12 protein-coding genes and 2 pseudogenes are annotated in these 18,016 nt (G+C 61.0%); 3 read left to right on the plus strand and 11 right to left on the minus strand.

All coding sequences use genetic code 11. The annotated features are described in order from the left end of the window. Positions 1-8 precede the first annotated feature (8 nt). Positions 9-1,385, plus strand: coding sequence for an MFS transporter (locus KNN17_RS11255; RefSeq protein WP_241709125.1), 1,377 nt, complete (start codon positions 9-11; stop codon positions 1,383-1,385). A 302-nt stretch (positions 1,386-1,687) separates the two neighbouring features. Then, a complete protein-coding gene (locus KNN17_RS11260; RefSeq protein ID WP_241709128.1) occupies positions 1,688-3,148 on the plus strand; it encodes an MFS transporter in 1,461 nt (486 codons plus the stop codon). Positions 3,149-3,846: 698 nt separating this feature from the next. Here KNN17_RS11260 and KNN17_RS22660 read toward each other — a convergent pair. Further along, positions 3,847-4,005, minus strand: a pseudogene (locus KNN17_RS22660) (TIR domain-containing protein); the annotation flags it as partial. Positions 4,006-4,101: 96 nt separating this feature from the next. Then, positions 4,102-6,717, minus strand: a complete 2,616-nt coding sequence (nirB, locus tag KNN17_RS11265) for a nitrite reductase large subunit NirB (protein ID WP_241709129.1) — start codon at positions 6,715-6,717, stop codon at positions 4,102-4,104. Between the two features lie 279 nt (positions 6,718-6,996). Between nirB and nirD the strand changes: the two genes are divergently transcribed. Beyond that, complete coding sequence (nirD, locus tag KNN17_RS11270) at positions 6,997-7,371, plus strand: nitrite reductase small subunit NirD (protein ID WP_241709131.1); 375 nt, start codon at positions 6,997-6,999, stop codon at positions 7,369-7,371. A 188-nt stretch (positions 7,372-7,559) separates the two neighbouring features. Here nirD and KNN17_RS11275 read toward each other — a convergent pair. The 9 genes and pseudogenes from KNN17_RS11275 to KNN17_RS11310 form a co-directional block, all read right to left on the minus strand. Next, a pseudogene (locus tag KNN17_RS11275) lies at positions 7,560-7,859 on the minus strand (nitrite reductase); the annotation flags it as partial. 1 nt (position 7,860) lies between these two features. Continuing rightward, on the minus strand, positions 7,861-9,267 hold the full coding sequence (locus tag KNN17_RS11280) for an MFS transporter (protein ID WP_372489660.1): 1,407 nt from the start codon (positions 9,265-9,267) through the stop codon (positions 7,861-7,863). A gap of 477 nt (positions 9,268-9,744) precedes the next feature. Further along, entirely contained in the window at positions 9,745-9,960 is a 216-nt protein-coding gene (locus KNN17_RS11285) for a hypothetical protein (RefSeq protein ID WP_241709133.1), read from the minus strand. A gap of 41 nt (positions 9,961-10,001) precedes the next feature. Then, entirely contained in the window at positions 10,002-10,406 is a 405-nt protein-coding gene (locus tag KNN17_RS22665) for a nucleotidyl transferase AbiEii/AbiGii toxin family protein (protein WP_372489661.1), read from the minus strand. A 40-nt stretch (positions 10,407-10,446) separates the two neighbouring features. Then, positions 10,447-10,944, minus strand: coding sequence for a hypothetical protein (locus KNN17_RS11290; protein WP_241709134.1), 498 nt, complete (start codon positions 10,942-10,944; stop codon positions 10,447-10,449). Positions 10,945-11,842: 898 nt separating this feature from the next. Further along, a complete protein-coding gene (locus KNN17_RS11295; RefSeq protein ID WP_241709135.1) occupies positions 11,843-12,448 on the minus strand; it encodes a hypothetical protein in 606 nt (201 codons plus the stop codon). After that, a complete protein-coding gene (locus KNN17_RS11300) occupies positions 12,448-12,759 on the minus strand; it encodes a hypothetical protein (protein WP_241709137.1) in 312 nt (103 codons plus the stop codon). The genes KNN17_RS11295 and KNN17_RS11300 overlap by 1 nt, the downstream gene beginning before the upstream one ends. A gap of 717 nt (positions 12,760-13,476) precedes the next feature. Next, positions 13,477-13,929: a hypothetical protein gene (locus tag KNN17_RS11305; protein WP_241709139.1), complete on the minus strand. Its 453-nt coding sequence runs from the start codon at positions 13,927-13,929 to the stop codon at positions 13,477-13,479. 53 nt (positions 13,930-13,982) lie between these two features. Beyond that, the gene (locus KNN17_RS11310) at positions 13,983-17,936 is read right to left on the minus strand and encodes an NACHT domain-containing protein (protein WP_241709140.1); all 3,954 of its coding nucleotides are present in this window, start codon (positions 17,934-17,936) and stop codon (positions 13,983-13,985) included. Positions 17,937-18,016: the final 80 nt, after the last annotated feature.

Here is an 18,016-nt window from a genome sequence, read left to right on the forward strand (position 1 = left end):
GGAGAACAATGCGGACAACGAAGTCGCAGGCTGTGAAGGCTGGTGAACCGACGCTGGGGCAACACACGGATACCACGGTTTTATCCCCGGCAAACCCCTCGGAGTTTGGGCCGCAGCAGAGGAAGCTATTGCGCCGGACCATCGCCGGCAGCGCTGTAGGCAACATCATGGAGCAATACGATTTCGCTTTGTACGCATCGGCGGCCGCGCTAATCTTCGGAAAGCTGTTTTTTCCAAGCTTCGACCCGACTGTCGCCCTGCTTGCCGCGTTCACGACCCAGGCCGTTGGATTTATTGCGCGCCCGCTGGGCAGCCTGGTAGCCGGCCACATTGGTGACCTCCACGGTCGAAAACGCGTCCTGGTCGCCATGCTGCTCATCGCAGGCATTTCGACCACCGCCATCGGGCTTCTTCCGACATACGTTGCCATCGGGATCTGGGCGCCAATTTTCCTCGTCATACTGCGCTTCGTGCAGGGCTTTTCGTTTGGTGGCGAATACGGAGGTGCCATTTTGATGGTGAGCGAGACGGCCCCCCGCGAAAAGCGGGGCTTCTACACAGGGTTCATCCCGGCATCATCAGCGCTCGGCGGCGTGCTTTCGACAGTCGTACTTTTCGCCGTGAGTCTCCTGCCACCGGAAACTTTCGAGGCGTGGGGCTGGAGAATCCCGTTCCTGCTATCGATTATCCTCGTCGTGACTGGCCTCATCATTCGGCTTCGGCTCAAAGAGACCCCAGTATACAAAGACGCAGAGGTAAAGGGAAAAACCACCCGCAAACCCATCCTCGAAGTGATTAAGACCAATCCCAAGCAACTTCTCCTAGCTGCGGGAATCAGTTTCGGATTCGGCACCCTCAATTACGTCGTACTGGGGTGGTTGTTGAGCTACACCGCTGTGGACCTCAAGATTGGCGCGGGCCTGGGCCTGATTGCCCTGGTGATTGGCTATGTTTTCTATGGCATCAGTGACTGGGTGAGCTCTGCGATCTCCGACCGGGTAGGTCGACGCCCTGTCATTCTCACTGGTGGAATTGCTTACGGGGTCTGGGCATTTCCGATGTTCGCCATGGTCGACACCAAGAGTCCCGTACTGATCGTGGTCGCAATGGCCGTCTCCCTCACCCTGAGTGGCATGATTTACGGTCCCCTGGCCTCGTTGATTAGTGAGCTCTTTGCCACCAAGTTCCGCTACAGCGGTGCGTCGATGGGCTACCAGCTCGGACAGACCCTGGGTGGTGGATTCTCGCCCCTGATCGCAACCGGCCTGTATGCAGCAACGCTGGCCTCGTGGTCAGTCGCCATCTACCTCGTCATCGCCGGGCTCATCACAGCAGCGTGCGTATTCTTCCTGGCGGAAACCAAGGGACGAGACCTCACGCACTGACCGTCAGCCAACTGTCGCTGGTTCTGCCCGCCAGGAGGGGGCAAAGCCAGTGTCAGGCGTTTGGTCCAAGCCCAATGTGACGTGCATTCGGGCGTTCTTGGCGTGGATACCTATGTCCGGCCGGTACCGCACGCGATTAGCCTTAATTGAGAACGAGGCTTAGTGAGAAATCCATCGCAATGCCATCAAAGCAGCACCTGCTATGGGATTGACCAAGATCAAATCACCCGCGCCGTCCGTTCTGCCATAACCCGCCATACTCGGTTCGAAGAGCACATCATTGACGGATGGAATGAGATAAAGTGACGACAGCGACCGCCGACGGTGTCGGGTTCCGGTCCCGGCGGGGCCCCATCCTTATTGCCTTAATGGTCTCGTCAGGCTTGGTGGCGATTGATTCGACGATTGTGGCGACGGCTGTACCTTCGATCGTGCAAGACGTTGGCGGCTTCACATCCTTTCCATGGCTTTTCTCGGCCTATCTGTTGGCGCAGGCTGTCTCCGTGCCCGTCTACGCGAAACTCTCGGACGTCGTTGGCCGTAAGCCGATCATCCTTAGCGGTATCGCTCTTTTTCTGCTCAGTTCGATCCTTTGCGGCGTGGCGTGGAGCATGGCGGCCCTCATTGCGTTCCGCGTGCTCCAAGGCCTGGGCGCGGGAGCAGTCCTGCCGATGGCTATGACCATCGTCGGCGATATCTACACGGTGACGGAACGGGCTAAGGTGCAAGGCTACCTTGCCAGTGTGTGGGCACTTTCCTCGGTCATTGGCCCAACACTAGGTGGCTTGTTCGCTTCACTCAGCATCTGGCGTGCGATATTCCTCGTGAACATCCCGCTTTGCCTCTTGGCTGGGTGGCTGCTGATCCGAACGTTCCACGAAAGTATCGAGCGCGCCAAGCACCGGGTAGATTATTTGGGGGCGGGACTGCTAACAGTTTCCCTCAGCCTGCTTATCCTTGGGGCTCTCGAGGGCGGCCTGGCATGGGCTTGGAACTCCGCCACCAGCATGTCCGTGTTTGGAGTAGGCACGCTGCTGTTCGCGGTTTTCGTTCTCGTTGAGAGGAGGGCCGCAGAGCCCGTACTGCCGCTGTGGGTTGTGTCCCGGCGCCTGCTGCTGACGACGTCGATCATCTCTTTCGGCATTGGGGCAACCATGTTCGGCCTTACCTCCTACGTGCCCACGTTCCTCATGGGATCTCTCACGACCTCGCCCGTTCTGTCCGGGCTCGCCCTGGCGGCATTGACTGTCGGCTGGCCGATCAGTGCGTCCCAGGCGGGCCGGTTCTATCTCCGGATTGGGTATCGGAGGACGGCACTGATCGGTGTCGCGGTCGCGGTCATCGGTGCATCGGTTCTTACGCTTACTGCCTCTTCCCCCAACATTTTGGTTGTGGCGGCGTGTTGCTTCATCGTCGGACTAGGGCTGGGGCTGGTAGCAACCCCGAGCCTCATCGCGGCGCAGTCAAGTGTCGAGTGGAACGAGCGCGGCGTAGTCACCGGAACCAATCTCTTTGCCCGTTCGATTGGCAGCTCTATCGGCGTCGCCGTTTTCGGGGCAGTAGCCAACGCGATCTACGCCAGCGTCCCAGGCGGCAATTCCGATCCGCAGACAATCGTGTCGGCGTCCTCCGCCGTGTTTCTGGCCGTACTGGTCAGTGCCATACTCACGGTTGTCGCCGTTATCGCGATGCCCGGAGTAGACGGCGAGAGCACCACCTCCGAGGTGGCGGCCGAGATCAATGCGGCATCCTCACGTGGTTAGGACCCTTGGCTATCCGGATCTGCGAACATGTCGAATCGAATCGTGGCCGATGCTCCGCCAGGCTACTCAACGTGAACCAACCGTGTGTTGTACCGGGTGCAGCGCCTCGATCGAGGCGGGCCAGGAAATTGCGATCTCCTCGTCTGGGCGGGCGACGCGTTATCACCACATTGAGCCATGCCCTGATGCGGCTCCAATGAATGCAGCATCTGCGGCGACAACTGGTGGGAGTGCGACTGTCCCAGCCAGATTCCGAAGGCTCTGCGAGGCTGGCCAGCGATCGCCCGAATCCACGGCAGACCTTGTATCGGCGTGTCTCACCCCGGGGGACGATGCTCCCAAATCCGTCAAAAGAGGGTGTGCACAATGTGCACACTCTTGCCGTCGGATTCGGTCGTACCGGTGCCGGACTGGGCCTTACTCGGCATGTTTTCTGGAGTTCCCGTTGTTTGCAAGGGCTGGAATGCGGTTCGAGTCCCACCTTGGGCACGTGTTTCCGCAGCTCAGGGGGCCTTTGGCCCTCTGACTGTGCACAAATCAGCTTTTTGTGTGCCCCTTCGGGGGCATTTTTGTTGGTCCTCTGCCTCGCTTTCTTGGTTGGGGGGTGGTCTGCTTGTCTTGATTCTTCATGGTGGGGTAGGGGCCGGGCTGCATGACTTTGACAGGGTGGCAGCTCCTGCTGTTCGAAGGGGATCTCGCTAAATTGCGGCCACTCTGTCTCTGCCGAGCCTGCCGAAGAAGTACCCCAGCTCAAGCACGACGTTCTGCCGGGCTTGAGGTTTCATCACGCCGGCGGGTCCGCCCTGATCATCAGGAGTCAACAGGACAACGGCGAATGCGGCCTCCGCTGCCTGGTCCTCGAATTTCCGCGGTCGTCCGCCCCCTGTTCCTTTGCTCTTGCAGAATCGTGACTTTAATCTCGACCCGGCTCTGCAGGAATGGCTTCTTGCTCCTTAGTCCTGGCCGCGGACGGGGATCGTGCTGGCGATCAGGACGGCGCTCTTTTCTTCGTTGGTGGCGGGGCGGATCTGGCCGCGTTCCGGGACGAAGACGATGGCCTCGTCTTCCTGTTCGGGGGCGTTGACGAAGGAGCGGAAGCGGCGGAGCCGTTCGGGGTCTTTGAGGGTCGCGGCCCACTCGTCCTCGTAGGACCCGACGTGCTTGGCCATGGCGGCCTCGAGCTCGTCGGCGATGCCGAGGGAGTCCTCGACGACCACCTGGCGCACGTGCCCGAGGCCGCCGTCGAGCTCCGTCTGCCAGTGAGCCGTGCGCTGGAGGCGGTCCGCCGTGCGGATGTAGTACATGAAGTAGCGGTCGATGTACTTCACCAGGGTCTCGTCGTCCAAGCCGCCGACGAGGAGCTGGGCATGGGCGGGGTTCGCGCCGCCGTTGCCGCCGACGTAGAGGTTCCACCCTTCCGCAGTCGCGATCACGCCGACGTCTTTGCCGCGGGCTTCGGCGCATTCGCGGGCGCAGCCGGAGACGCCCATTTTGAGTTTGTGCGGGCTGCGCAGGCCGCGGTAGCGCAGCTCCAGGTTGATCGCCATGGCCACGGAGTCGAGGACGCCGAAGCGGCACCAGGTCGAGCCCACGCAGGATTTCACGGTGCGCAGGCTCTTGCCGTAGGCCTGGCCGGACTCCATGCCTGCGTCAATGAGCTCGCCCCAGATGAGTGGGAGCTGTTCGAGGCGCGCGCCGAACATGTCGATCCGCTGCCCGCCGGTGATTTTCGTGTAGAGACCGTACTTCTTCGCGATAGTGCCGATGACGACGAGTTTGTCGGGCGTAATCTCCCCACCCGGGATGCGGGGGACCACGGAGTAGGTCCCGTCCTTTTGCATGTTGGCCAGGGCGCGGTCGTTGGTGTCCTGCAGGGTGCCTCGCCCGGCGTCGAGCACGTACGCGGAATGCTGCGACGCGAGGATGGAGGCGATGGTGGGTTTGCAGATATCGCAGCCGGCGCCGGTGCCGTATTTGGCCAGGATGTCTTCGAAGGAGTCCAGTTCCAGGACCCGGATGGCGTCGAAGAGTTCCTGGCGGGAGAGGCTGAAGTGCTCGCACAACGCTTTGGAGACCTCGATGCCGGACTTCTTCAGTTCCCCTTCGAGGAGTTTCTTGAGCATCGGCACGCAGGAGCCGCACTGGGTGCCGGCCCGGGAGCAGGTCTTCAGTTCGCCCAGTTCCCGGACGGGGGCGTTGCCTTCGCAGGAGCCGCAGCCGTTGATCGCGTCGCGGATGTTCCCGGCGGGGACGTTGTTGCAGGAACACAGGACCGCGTCGTCGGGCAGTTCGGTGTCCGGGGCGTCCCCGCCTCCGGCTGCGGTGAGGTAGGCGCCGGGCTCGGCGGGCAGTTCGCGGCCGAGCAGGGGGCGCAGGCTCATGTAGGGGGTGGCGTCGCCGACGAAGATCCCGCCGAGCAGGGTCTTGGCGTCGTCGGTGGTGACGATTTTCTGGTAGACGCCCCGGGCGGGGTCGGCGTAGACGATTTCCAGGGAGTGCTCGGTCTTGGCGAACGCGTCGCCGAAGCTGGCGACGTCCACGCCGGAGAGCTTGAGCTTGGTGGCGGTGTCGAAACCGGGGAAGGTCGCCTGACCGCCGTGCAGCCGGTCGGCCACGATCTCGGCCATGGTGTTCGCCGGCGCCACGAGTCCCAGGCACATGCCCTCGAAGTTCGCGACCTCACCGATGGCGAAGATTCCGGGGATCTCGGTTTCGCAACCATCGGAAATGACAACACCGCCGCGCGGGCCAAGCGTGAAGACCTGTTCCTCTCCTTCCGCTGCTCGGAAGAGCTCATCGCGCGGCCTGACCCCGATCGCGACGATCACGATATCAGCGTCGATGATGCGGCCGTCGGCCATGAGGACGCCGGTGACCTGGCCGTCGTCGTCGGACAATACTTCAGACGGGAACACGCCGCCGTGGATTTCGAAGCCTTTGTCTTTGATGAGGCGGCCCAGCGCCTGGCCGGCGCCTTCGTCGAGCTGGGTGGCCATCAGCCAGGACGCGCCGTCGATGACGATCGGGGTGGCGCCTAACCGCTCCGTGCCTGCGGCCGATTCGAGGCCGAGGAGGCCGCCGCCGATGGTGACAGCGTTGACCTTGCGGCCGAGCTTATCCGTAAGCTGCGTGATTGCTTCGTTGATGGCCCAGACGTCTTCGAGCGTGCGGTAGACATGTGTGAGCTCGGCGCCGGGGATGGGCAGGCGGGCGGCATTCGAACCCGTCGCGACCACGAGGGCGTCGTATTCGTAGCTGTTGCCGGCTGCGGTTTCCACGGACTTGGCATCGGGGTTGATCCTGACCACCCGCTCGCCGGTGCGCAGGTCCAGCGCATCGTGGTCCCACATCGACGCGTGCCCGAGGGTGAGGTCGTAGTCGACCTCGATGAGCGCCTTGCTCAGCGTGACCCGGTCATAGGGAAGATGCGCTTCCTCGGTCAGGACCGTGACGTGCCAGCCCTCGAGGCCGCGGGTATGCATGGCATCGGCAAAGCGGTGGGCCGCAGGGCCTCCGCCCGCGACAACAATGCGGCGCGGGTTCTCTGAAGGGGAAGTATGTCCGGTCACTGGCGGCCTTTCGCATGTGCCGCAGAACCGTCATCCGCGACTTGTCACTTCAGACTAAAGACACGCAGTTTCGCGTCAGTTTCCCCTTTGTTTCGGGGGCTTAACTTCGGCATCACAGTGAGGATTGCGGCGGTGTGAGGTCTCCTTTACGAACAGGACACATTGATTGCATTCCGGCGAAACATCGCAGGCCTACCGTGAAGTTGTGGCCGCAAACGGCCCGTGCCCGACGGCGGAATTGGATCCGCCCGACCGGCAGGCTAAGCGATAGGGGCTGAAATGACCGTAATTCTGGATCGGGAAAAACATCAACAGCGGAGCGCACCGACCGCGTCCGGCTGGCACCGCGTCTGCGCAATCGACGAGCTGGAACCCGCTTGGGGCGAAGCTGCCCTGGTCGGAGGCAAGCAAATAGCACTTTTCCGCACCACGCCGGATGAGGTCCTGGCGGTATCCCAGCAGGACCCGGCAACGCTCTCCAACGTCATGGCCCGGGGAATAGTCGGTTCCCGGGGCAGCCGTCCCACCATCGCCTCGCCGCTGCACAAAGAGGTCTACGACCTTGAAACCGGCGAATGCTTCACCAACGCCGAACTGCGGCTCGCGACCTACCCCACTCGCCTCGTGGACGGATACCTCGAAGTATCCGTCTAGGCTGCTTCAGCTCCCGACGCCCATGCTGGCCGGTTCCGCCCAAGGAACCGGCCAGCGGTGGTTCTGCAGCCGAAACCTGCCGCCCGGTTTGACGGACCAGCAGGGTGGTGGCGCCGCGCGTGCCGGCCTCGGGGAGTTCAGCCGTAGAACGGACATCATCGATTACCACGTAGTACAGGAGACTGGTCTTGGTCCCATGTGACCGGCCGGTGGACGCCGTCGGACCCTTTGAGCATGGGTTCGGTGACGCGTCCGGTGTGGTTCAACAACGACGGCGATGTCCAGCCCTTGCGGCACAGCCCGCCCCGGTTGGTGGGGAAGTCCCGGCCGGCTACTTCCAGCGGGGGAAGTGCCTTTGCTGCGGGAGCGGGGTCTGACCCCGGCTGTGCAACCCCCAACCCCGGCTGCGCCGAGGGCGCTGCCGGGGGCAGGGTCATGGCGCACTGCAGCGCACAATACGGGCAGTGGGTGTTGGCGCCATGGGGCATATTAGATGTGTCCCATCGCGTTGCGGTTGGCCTTCCGGAGGTAGCAGGCCCAGCAGACGATGAGCATCAGCGCGTACGCGCCGACGAAGCCATAGAACGCGGGGGTGTAGGAGCCCGAAGCGCTGGATGCGTTGAGCACCTGGGGGATGACGAATCCGCCGTAGGCTCCGATCGCCGAGATCAGGCCGAGGGAGGAAGACGCGAGGCGTGCCGTGCTGGCGGCGCTGGCCCCGGAGCGTGCGGCCCGGCTGGACGTGGCGAAGATGACCGGAATCATGCGGTAGGTGGCGCCGTTTCCAAAGCCGCTTGCCGTGAAGAGGAAGAGGAACAGGACCAGGAAGAGCCAGAAGTTCTTGAGCGGAAGGGTCCAGATCATGGTCAAGGTGATGATGGCCATCGCCGCGAACGCCGTGACGGTCATCCGGGCTCCGCCCATACGGTCCGCCATGCGTCCACCGTAAGGCCGGGCAAGGGATCCGACCAGCGGGCCAAGGAAGGCGAGCGAGAGGGCAACCGCGCCGAGGTGCATGGAGGAGAAGGCCGGGAAGTAGTCCTTGATGAGCTTCGGGAAGACTCCGGAGAAGCCGATGAACGAGCCGAAGGTGCCGATGTACAGGAAGGCCATGATCCACAGGTGCGGTTCCTTGAGCGCGGCGATCGAGCCTGCGACGTCACCCTTGGCGCTCGTGAGGTTGTTCATGTACTTCCACGCGCCGAACGCGGCGACAAGGATGAGGGGAATCCAGATGAGGCCGGCCATGGGCAGGTTGACGGTGCCGGCGGCCAACAGGGTGACGGCGATCGGGACGACGAGCTGCGCGACGGCGGCACCGAGGTTGCCGCCCGCGGCGTTCAGGCCCAGCGCCCAGCCCTTTTCACGGGCAGGGTAGAAGAAGGTGATGTTTGCCATCGAGCTGGCGAAGTTGCCTCCACCGAAGCCTGCAAGGCCTGCTACCAGCAGCATGACGCCGAACGGCGTGCCGGGGGTTGAGACGCAAAGAGCGAGGCCCGCCGTCGGGATCAGCAGCAGGAGGGCCGAGACGAGGGTCCAGTTGCGGCCGCCGAACTTCGGGACCATGAACGTATAGGGGATGCGCAGTGTGGCACCGACCAGGCTCGGGATCGAGATGAGCCAGAAGATCTGGTTGGTGTCGAACTTGAAGCCTGCGGCCGGGAGCTGGACGACGACGATCGACCAGAGCTGCCAGACGACGAAGCCGAGGAACTCGGCGAAGATGGACCAGTACAGGTTGCGCTTGGCGATGGAACGGCCGGCAGCTTCCCACTGCTCCTTGTTCTCTGCATCCCAGTTGGCAATCCAGCGGCCAGGGCGGTGTTCGAGCTCGGGGACGAGGGCGGTGGGCGCCTGCTCGTTGGTGAGGATTTCGGTGCTTCGGTCAACTGTCACGGAGTGCCTCCTTGGTGGGGACGTTGTTCTTCCACGTTAGGGATGGCGCGTTTCGCAGACCGTCGCGGTTTGTAAACGTGCTGTGACCCTTACCTATCTACGGCCTCCCGGCAAGGTGAGATCTTTCTGAACCCGTTGCCCGGTTCGCAACGGCTGTGCAGCGATGGACAGGCGAGGATATCACCGTGGAAACTTTGCGCCGGTCAATGCGCGACTACCAAGAGCTCCGGCACAGGCTCGGGGAGCTACAGCAGCTCCGCGGTCAGGGTCGCCTTACGGGGCGCGGGAGTCTCCACCTTTTCGCCGCAGCCGAATCACTGGACGCCCGTAACGCGCTCACTACTACCCTCGATGGATTAACTTAAGGGCGCTGCCGTCAGATCCAGAGTGTTGAACGTACCCGGACTTCAGTCATGGTTACGAGGACAACGGCCGGCGGAGTTTACCGGGAACCGGGCGTGAGCTGATCCGAGTCGGCTAGAGCAGTTCCAGGCCGGGTTTGGGGTTTGGCGGCCCGGTGGGGTTGGCTGCGTCTACGTGGGTTGCGCCGGGGTTGTGGCTGGTTTTTTGGATTGTCTTGGCGAAGTCCAGGAGGGTGGTGCTGAGGGCCGGGAGTTCGCCGGGGTGGAGGCCGTATTTGGTGAATTCGGTGGTTGGGAGTGTCCGGTGCCTGGAGATGGCGGCCGCGAACATTGGCAGGTCCAGGGTCGGGTCCCGGCGCTGGCAGAGGGTGATCAGCTGCTGCTGGTGAATCGGTGGCTGGTGATGATGGAGTATGCGTCGAGGTAGTCGCGGGCGTATCCGCGTGAGTAGACGGCGAGCAGTTTGGATGCGACGGAGTCTTTGAGGGAGAGGATGGGGCCGATGTCGATGATGGCGGGGGAGTTCTCCCACCAGTCCAGTCCGAGGTCGATGGCGACGGCTTCCTCGCCCTGTCCTACGGTGGCGCTGGCGAATTCCTCGTATTGCCGCGTGATCTCGATCGTGTATCCGGCGGCTTCGAGGGCGGTTGCTATTTTCTGTACTGATGCGGCGAAGGTTGCCGGGGTGTGGCGTCGGTGGAGGGGGAAGAGGTCGATGTCGTCCGAGCGGCGTTCGGTGATGCCGTGTTCGATGAGGGCCTGGCCGCCGGCGGGGATGAAGCCATCAGCTGCAGGACGGCAAGTGCGATCTTGGCTGCTACGCGCTGAGTGTCGTCCATGACGGGTGTTCCTTCGCTTCGCGGGGGGTGGGGAGCTGGGGGAAGCTGGTTTCCCAGAGCTGCCGGCACCGTGCCGGAAGGATCATGGTGGACCACAGGGCGGTCAGCCGTCCTGCGTTGACGATGCGGCAGATTTCTTCGATGGATCCGGAGTTTTGCAGGGTGAGTTGGTACAGCACGGAGCAGCTGCCGGCGTCGTCCAGGTTGTATGTTCTTTCCGGCCCCCAGTCCAGGTGCAGGGGGAGTTCCACGGTTCCGGCGGCGGGCCCGTGCAGGTCGTCCAATTCGTCCGGGACGAGGTATACGAGGGAGTCGGCGATGGTGTGGCGGTGCTTGTCCGGGGCTGCGACGTATTCGTGGAGCCGGGTGCGGATGAGTTCGGACACGGATGTGCCTTCGCGCAGGGCTTTGCGGTGCGCTTCGTTCCACAGTTCGTCGCTGATGCGGATTGTGTGCCGTGGTGTCCCTGCCGACATGGCGCGTTCCTTTCAGAGGGTTTGACCTTCACGGCCAAGTCTACGCGGTGTCATGACACCCGAAGGAGAATTTCGTGACACGGTAAGTGGCGGGTGTTAGACGTTGCCAGGAAGGCCCAAACCGTGGTGTCCCACCTGCCGACGAGGCGTCTGGTCGCGATCGCCGCGGAATGGGGGTCGTAAGTTCGAAGCTCTACCCCCGGAGGTTGTAAATCATAAGTTGAGCGGTCGATGGGGAAGCTCGCGGATTCGGATCTGGGGTGTCGACCGTGTCACCACATTTGGCCCCGGACTGGGCCGCACATCGCCCGTACTGCTTATGTTTTCGGGATTACCGTTTTCAAGGCCCGGAATGCGGTTCGAGTCCGACCTTGGGCACGTGTTTCCACACGTCAGGGGGCCTTTGGCCCTCTGACTGTGCACAAATCGGTTATTTGCGGGCACCTTCGGGGCTTTTTGTGGTCCTCTGCCTCGCTTTCCTGATCGGGGGAGTGGCTTGCGGTCTTGCTTCTTCATGGTGGGGCGGGTGCCGTTCTACATGACTTCCACCTGATGTGGTGGCTGCCGCGGGAGCGGGCCACGCGGGCCGGACTGCTTCGATCCGCACGGTGCAGAGTCGTGCCGCGGCGCCCGGGGTCGGTGCGGTGCGTAGAAGTTCGCTGATTTCAGGACGGGCAAGCCCATTCTGCCAAACCGTGCAGGCTTGAAGCGCGCCGGGTAGGACTGGCGCCGCACGGAGCGGTGCTGGTTGGCAGTCTGCTGACGTGCCCGACTGCATCCTGCTGGGCACCGGCAAGGACGGTGATCGCCCTTGCCTGATCCAATGTGCACGGACGTCGGCGCAAAGGATGCTCGCCAGCGCCAGGACTTCATGTTCGCGGCAACGCGTGTTTTCGCGTCAGAATGCTCGGTCGTATCCGAGGATGGACGCTAGCAGGTCTTGCTGCTTCTTGATGGATATGAGCTCGGAATCATGTTCCTTCCAGCCACCCGCAAGGCGCTCGCTATAGGTGTCGAAACCTTCAATAGCCGCTTCCACCAGAACCTTCCGCTGGGCCTGCGTATGTGGGTCGCGGTTGGGGTCTGCTGGTTCGGAGGCTAGCCTGTCGGCGGTGTCATGAATTAAAGCTTGGATATCCATCGTCACGGACGATTGTCCTTTGTCCCATCTAGGGGTGGGCGCGGAATTCATCATCTGCACCAAGGATTCGATTTCGTAGACCCTAGGTTGCCTGTCACTGTGCAAAATATGCCCGGTGGCGTCCGTCACAGACGTGAGCCGAAGTGGACCTTGCCCATCCCTTGTGAAGTTCAGATACACAGCTGTTTCGAAGAGCGCGACTAGTTTACAAAGTGCGAGCCCGACCGCCGCGCTTTGTTGTTGCTTCCGGAGCAGCTTCAACTGGACTGCTAGGAAAAGCTCCTGATCATGCCAGACGGCGTCCGTCGCCGCGAGATATTCACGCGACTCGTCGAGGCTCCTCTTGTCACGGGTAGTTGTCATCAGTGCCCCTTGTCCTTTAACTGAAGATCGCTAATGAGGAGACCGAAGGCATATGGATCTTCTATGCCGGAAGCTTGCAGGTAGGTCAGATCAAATGATGGGTCAAATGGAAACTCAAGACGATGGATCAAACGCTCACGTGCTGCCTTAGCCTGAAGGATGGAGGACCTGAGGTGACTGCCAAACTCAGCGAGTTCGTCGGCGTTGAAATCAACGGCGTTGCGAAGCGTGCGGCCGTACCGCCGGCGCAGGGAGGAATGAGCGATGGCCCGACGTTCGGTGATCGACCAAGCAAATGCGTCACCGATCATGCTGTTGCATTGCCTGCAGGCGGGGACGGTGAGCACATGCTTACGCAAGGCATCCCCACTGGCGGCGCGGGGCAATAGATGATCCCGGGTGTCGGCAGATTCTCCGCAATAAATACATGTTGAGGCCGGGTAGGCAAGTGAATGCGGTCGTCGAAGTATGAAGTGGTCAGGCTGAAGGCAGAATTCATATGAGCAAGTCGTCTCAACCCAAAACCATGGGAGCGGAGAAAGGCCCGCGTCGATGGCTACCGCCGAAGCTCTGGAAGCATACCGGTCAGGGTTGCCATTGAACGGAATGCATGCACTCTCCAACGTACCGTTCGGTACCACGTCCATCTCGGCCTGATCTGCTTTAGTTGCGAACGGAAGGACAATGCGGGGAGCGGAGCGAAGCTGCGGAGCAGGCGTGCGTGATTCGAAGGTCGTGGTTGACTCCTCGCCTTCGCCCGAAGGCCGGGTCAAAGAGTCTTCGTGTCGGCGACCTCTATGGGCTCCTGCTGCCGTGTAGCCGAATCTCGCCAATCTGACTGGAGAATCGTTTACCCAATAGATAGGAGCATGAGGGAGAGCATCCAAGGCCCCGGCGAGCTCTGTGTCGAGCCATCGGCCAACGGGCGCTTCATCAGCGTCGTGCGGTCCAAAATTTCCAGAGGTGCTCTCCATTTGTCCGATCATAAAAGATTCCCTGGCATTGTGACTGTTCCGTACAGGAAGACTTCATAGGGATGCAATTACAGGGTTGGGGGCGAGCGGTTGCGTGCTCCACAGGCCGTAGGCGGTCACGATCAGGGCAGTGATCGGATCGCGCTTCCACTCCGAGGCGTCTGCAGATTGCTCGACGTCCTGCTCGGATTGGGCCAGCTTCGGATTCTTCAAATTGGGGCCGATCCAATTGGAGAAGTCGTGCCTTTCAATGTGCCCTTCCAAGGCATCAGTGTCTCCGGCCTGAAGGCCGGTGAGGAACTGACGAACAGTAGTCGCCGTACGGCTCTCGCCATTGGACTGTATGAAGACGAACGGTGCGATCGCTGTCGTATCTTGAACTTGGACGCCGGAGTCACTACCCGGACCGGCACGCGCAGAATAAGGGCGCACCTTGGCACGGGGCTTCAGCGCCAACGGGAGGACGCACGGCGGAATCTTGGACGCCGCGCAGCGGAAAGCGGACATTTCCATTTTGTACTGTTGCTCCTGTCCGTGACCCGCGGTCACGGATACGCGATTCAGCTAAAAGTTCGTTGACCTGGAGGCCAGGGCGGATCTCCATCATGTAGCACTGGTACCACGGTTAGAGCGGGTGCGAGGGCGTTCGCCTGCGTCCGCAGCAGCACCTCCAACCCCTCCATGTTTCTTTTCGAAGTCCGCCTCTTGCTCGCATTGGAGACATACTGGGGTGAAAAGGAGACTACGAGATAGATGCCGTGAGTCAGGCCGCCACCGACAAGGTAGTCGTCAGCGAGCTGTGATTTGAGGCTCGTTCGGACGTGCTCATGCCAGATTCCTTTCACCTCCACCACGGTCACATACTGTTCACCTGTCTGCGGGTCACGGATCTCGATTCGAATGTCTTGGCGGGACCCGACGCCGGGTCCGATTCGGTTCCTGACTTCGACTTCGCGGTTGACGATGAGTCCTGAGTCGGCCAGCCGGATGCGGAGCGCGTGGCAGTACCAGTCTGAAATGGTATTTTCGTCCTTGGGTACAAAGTAGTCGGGCGGTGCGATGTCCCAGAGGCTGAATGCCTGTGGTGTCTCCCCTCGCAGCCACTCCTGGATGCAGCCGAGTTCCTCTATTACGGCTTGGAGTAGCGTGTCGTTACTCCGGACCAGGCGCGCGCCTCGGCGCTCGAGCACCGTCCGGAGTTCCTGGATTGTGATGGGTTGCCAGCCGTTGATTCGGTAGCTCTCTTGTGCCGCGGCTACGGCCCATTCCAGGCCAAGATCGGGGCTTCGCTTGGCAAGCGCCGTTATAGCTTCAAGCCCTTGTCTGGTTCCTCCGCGGATGACGCTTGAAAGCAGACCGTCGCGCCACCTCCCCAAGTCTTCGCGGGGGCTCACGAGATGCACTCCGTCCACACGAGGATCATTAGCAGGCGGGAAGAGAATGCAGAGCCTTTCGAAGAGCCCAATGCGTAGACAGTCATCTACGGCGGCACCCCTAGCACTTCCGCGAGGTTCCAGGGTTACCAGTTTCGGTATCGCCTCAAGTGCGAGGGCCCCGCGGCTGTCAACGAGCTCCATCAGAGCACGGAACCCAGAATCGGGTGCGCGGACCAATAGTGCGGCGAGTAGGGTCGCGATCCTAAACGGATCGCTTGACGAAAGGTACGTCGCGAGGGTCCATTTTCTTGCGCCTTCCGAGTCGGTGTCGAAGTACAGATCCAGCAAGGCACCGAAATACTGGTGATTATCTGCAGCCAGTGCGATGGGTAGATGCGCAGCCACAGCGGTACTGCTGACGACCACCAGGTCTGCGATCGAAGAGGTCAGCGGTCTGTCATCGGATAGCCGGTCAAGAAATCCGATGACTGCCCGGTCGAGTCCGTCGGCATCGGCGCTACGGATTCGGCGGAGCAAACGCCTGCGAACTTCGCTGGCGTCTTCGTCTTCGTCCTGAACATAGGGAGCGGGAAATTCCAATACAGCTCGCGAGAGTGAGACCCAGGGAATGTCAACAGCCTCGGTGAGGGTCCCAGGGCGATACTTCTCTAGGGTGTAGAGCGCTTGATATGCAGCGATGAGCCTGTGGTCCACAACGTTGGGTTGCGAACTCATGGGGACTTCATCCGCATGAAGTAAGTATTCCAAAGCTAGATGAAGGACCTCTTCAACTGTGCCTTGGTCGAGCAACTTGATACAGCCCAAGTGCAGGATGTCCGGCGATGACGAATTTCTGTAATACCCAGCCTCCACGTCGACGTCGAGCCATCTCGCGAGTCTCCAGAATTCTGTGGGGCTACATCGGGCGGCCAAGATCAGGCCATCAATTGCTGCAGTGTACTGGGCCGGCGTCATTCCCTGGTTCTTCGGTTCAACATTGGTCTCTCGAGAGGTTTCCCACGATTTGCGCAGACCCCGAGCTCCTTCAGACTCAATCTCCATGCCATCGAAATGATGCCCGATCGTTGCCCAGAGACGTGTGGAGCGATACTTCCACATGAGCTGAATCTGGTCCGGGTCATCGATCCCGAGCAGCACGTTGATCAGGTCCGCCCAGACTTCAGACTCGGGCGTTTGAGCGCCCAGCGCCTGGTCCGCTAACCACGGTAAGTCTTCATTGGAAAACAAGCGTTGGCCTACTGAGTCTGTCATTGTCATGAGCTCGTACCACGCGAGCGGATGCTTCGAATGGTAACTAACGAACTCGACGATTAGTCGACGCCACTTGTCGGGGTTCAGTTCACTGCGGCCAAATGTCAGCTTGATTCCGCCGGGTTCCGCGATTTCGCTCAGAACTAGGACGAGCTCCCGGAACGTGTCGTCATCAGTTTCCGATGACGACATCCAGACCTCGCAGGCTTTTGTGATTGTACTGCGAAAGGAGTCGCCTGCAGCATCACTGGGCGTGGGAAACTCGCCGGCTGCGCTTGTGAGTCCGGCAACCGTCCAATGAATGATGTTGGCCGCATCCGCGGCAGAGATGCGCCGTTGAAACGTGAGGAGAAAACTCTGGTATGCGCCGTAGAAAGTCGCCCGCGGACGGACAAAAAGGTTTAGCACGCCCGGCGTGTCGATGTGCAGCGGCCATAGGGCATCGAGAAGGGTCCCCCTCAGCTCAGCGTTGACGTCTTGATCGAACCAATCATCCTCCTGAGGGGACAGACCAGAAAGTTGAGCCCCAAGGCCCCGGTCGCGCATTATCTCGATGGCGAGCTTCCTGGCTCGAACCCCGATCGTCACGTCGTTGGCTAGGTCCCGAAGGTCTTCCTCGAGTCCGTCGACATAAGAGTCCTTCAGAATGCGGAGGGCTAAGACAGTATTCGCCTCGTTGGTTCTGAGCTGTTCACGTAATTGCGACGCCAGCTCCGAATGGCCCAGCCCTTCGAATTTATCGTGCCAGGCCGTAACCCGGTAAATCTCTGTGGCTCGCGCGAACAGGAGGGACACCAAAGCACGGGCGAGCTCGGGACGATCCAACGCAAGGCGATTCTTGGTCAAATTTAACGGATCCGCGGAAACAAGCCAGCTGAAATCCGCAGGGGCCAGAGCAACCAGCCAAGTTGCGATGTCAAGCATCTGCGGAGGGATCGACGAAAGGCCATTGGACGTTGTCAGAAAGCTGCTGAGCTGCGTCTCCTCAAGATTCCAACGAATCAGGCAACAGGCCACCAGATAGTCGCGAAGACTCCGGTGAGCAAACTGCCGTTCATTGACGCCACTGTCGGCGAATAGCGGCGTCGTCAGCAACGCCTGAAAATCCGAATGGCTGAGCTCAATCGGAGACCCAGACGTCGATTCTTGTCCCACCAGGTACTCTGTCTGCATCCCTGACAACGCTTGTCCAGGCCGAAAGACCCCTATCCCAGGCGAGCTGGTCAGCGCTGTAAATGCAGCCAACCGCTCGGCGCCGACCCGTTCCTTTTGGGGAGGCAGCCTCAACCGAGGAATGGGTTGGTACTGTGTGCTGTCGCTGCGGGCCAGAATCAGCGAAATCGCGCGGTCATAAGCCTCACCCCGCGAAGCTGAAAACCGCCGATCGGCAGCATATATTTCCAAGAGCAGGTTCAGCGTGAACGGAACAGCCGCCAACGAATCCAGGGAGCATTGGCGAACCTCTTCCAAGAACGCCCCAGGTTCAAAGTCCTCGGCCTCTGCGATCGCAATGACGTCGGACCTGCGCAGCGGGAGCAGAACGTGTACCGCTCCCTTCTCAAGTTCTTCGAAGAGCTCGTCCAAGGCGCTAACGGACTCGGCAGTCCTGCACATCGCGACAACCCTCCAGCGAGCTGCTTTCAATATCAAGAGTCGACGCCTTAGAAACCGGACGAATTCTGAGATCATTCCGGGTGTCTCGTCGATGCTGTCGAGAAGAAGCAACCGATCCGATTGTCCGTCCTCCACCGAATCGAGCTCGTCGAAGGCCCGTTCCAGGCTGCTCTCCGAATAGCATTCACGAAGATCTAGGCGCCTAATCATCAATTTTGGGAACGAACTCCCGAGCGCCTCTTCCAGTTGCATTAAAGCAGTCGATTTTCCTGCACCAGGCTCACCAAGAATCAGCGTCGCCCGCCGTTGGTTGACATCGGCGATGGGAATAA

The sequence above is a fragment of the Arthrobacter bambusae genome, assembly GCF_022606295.1.
Classification (GTDB): domain Bacteria; phylum Actinomycetota; class Actinomycetes; order Actinomycetales; family Micrococcaceae; genus Arthrobacter; species Arthrobacter bambusae_A.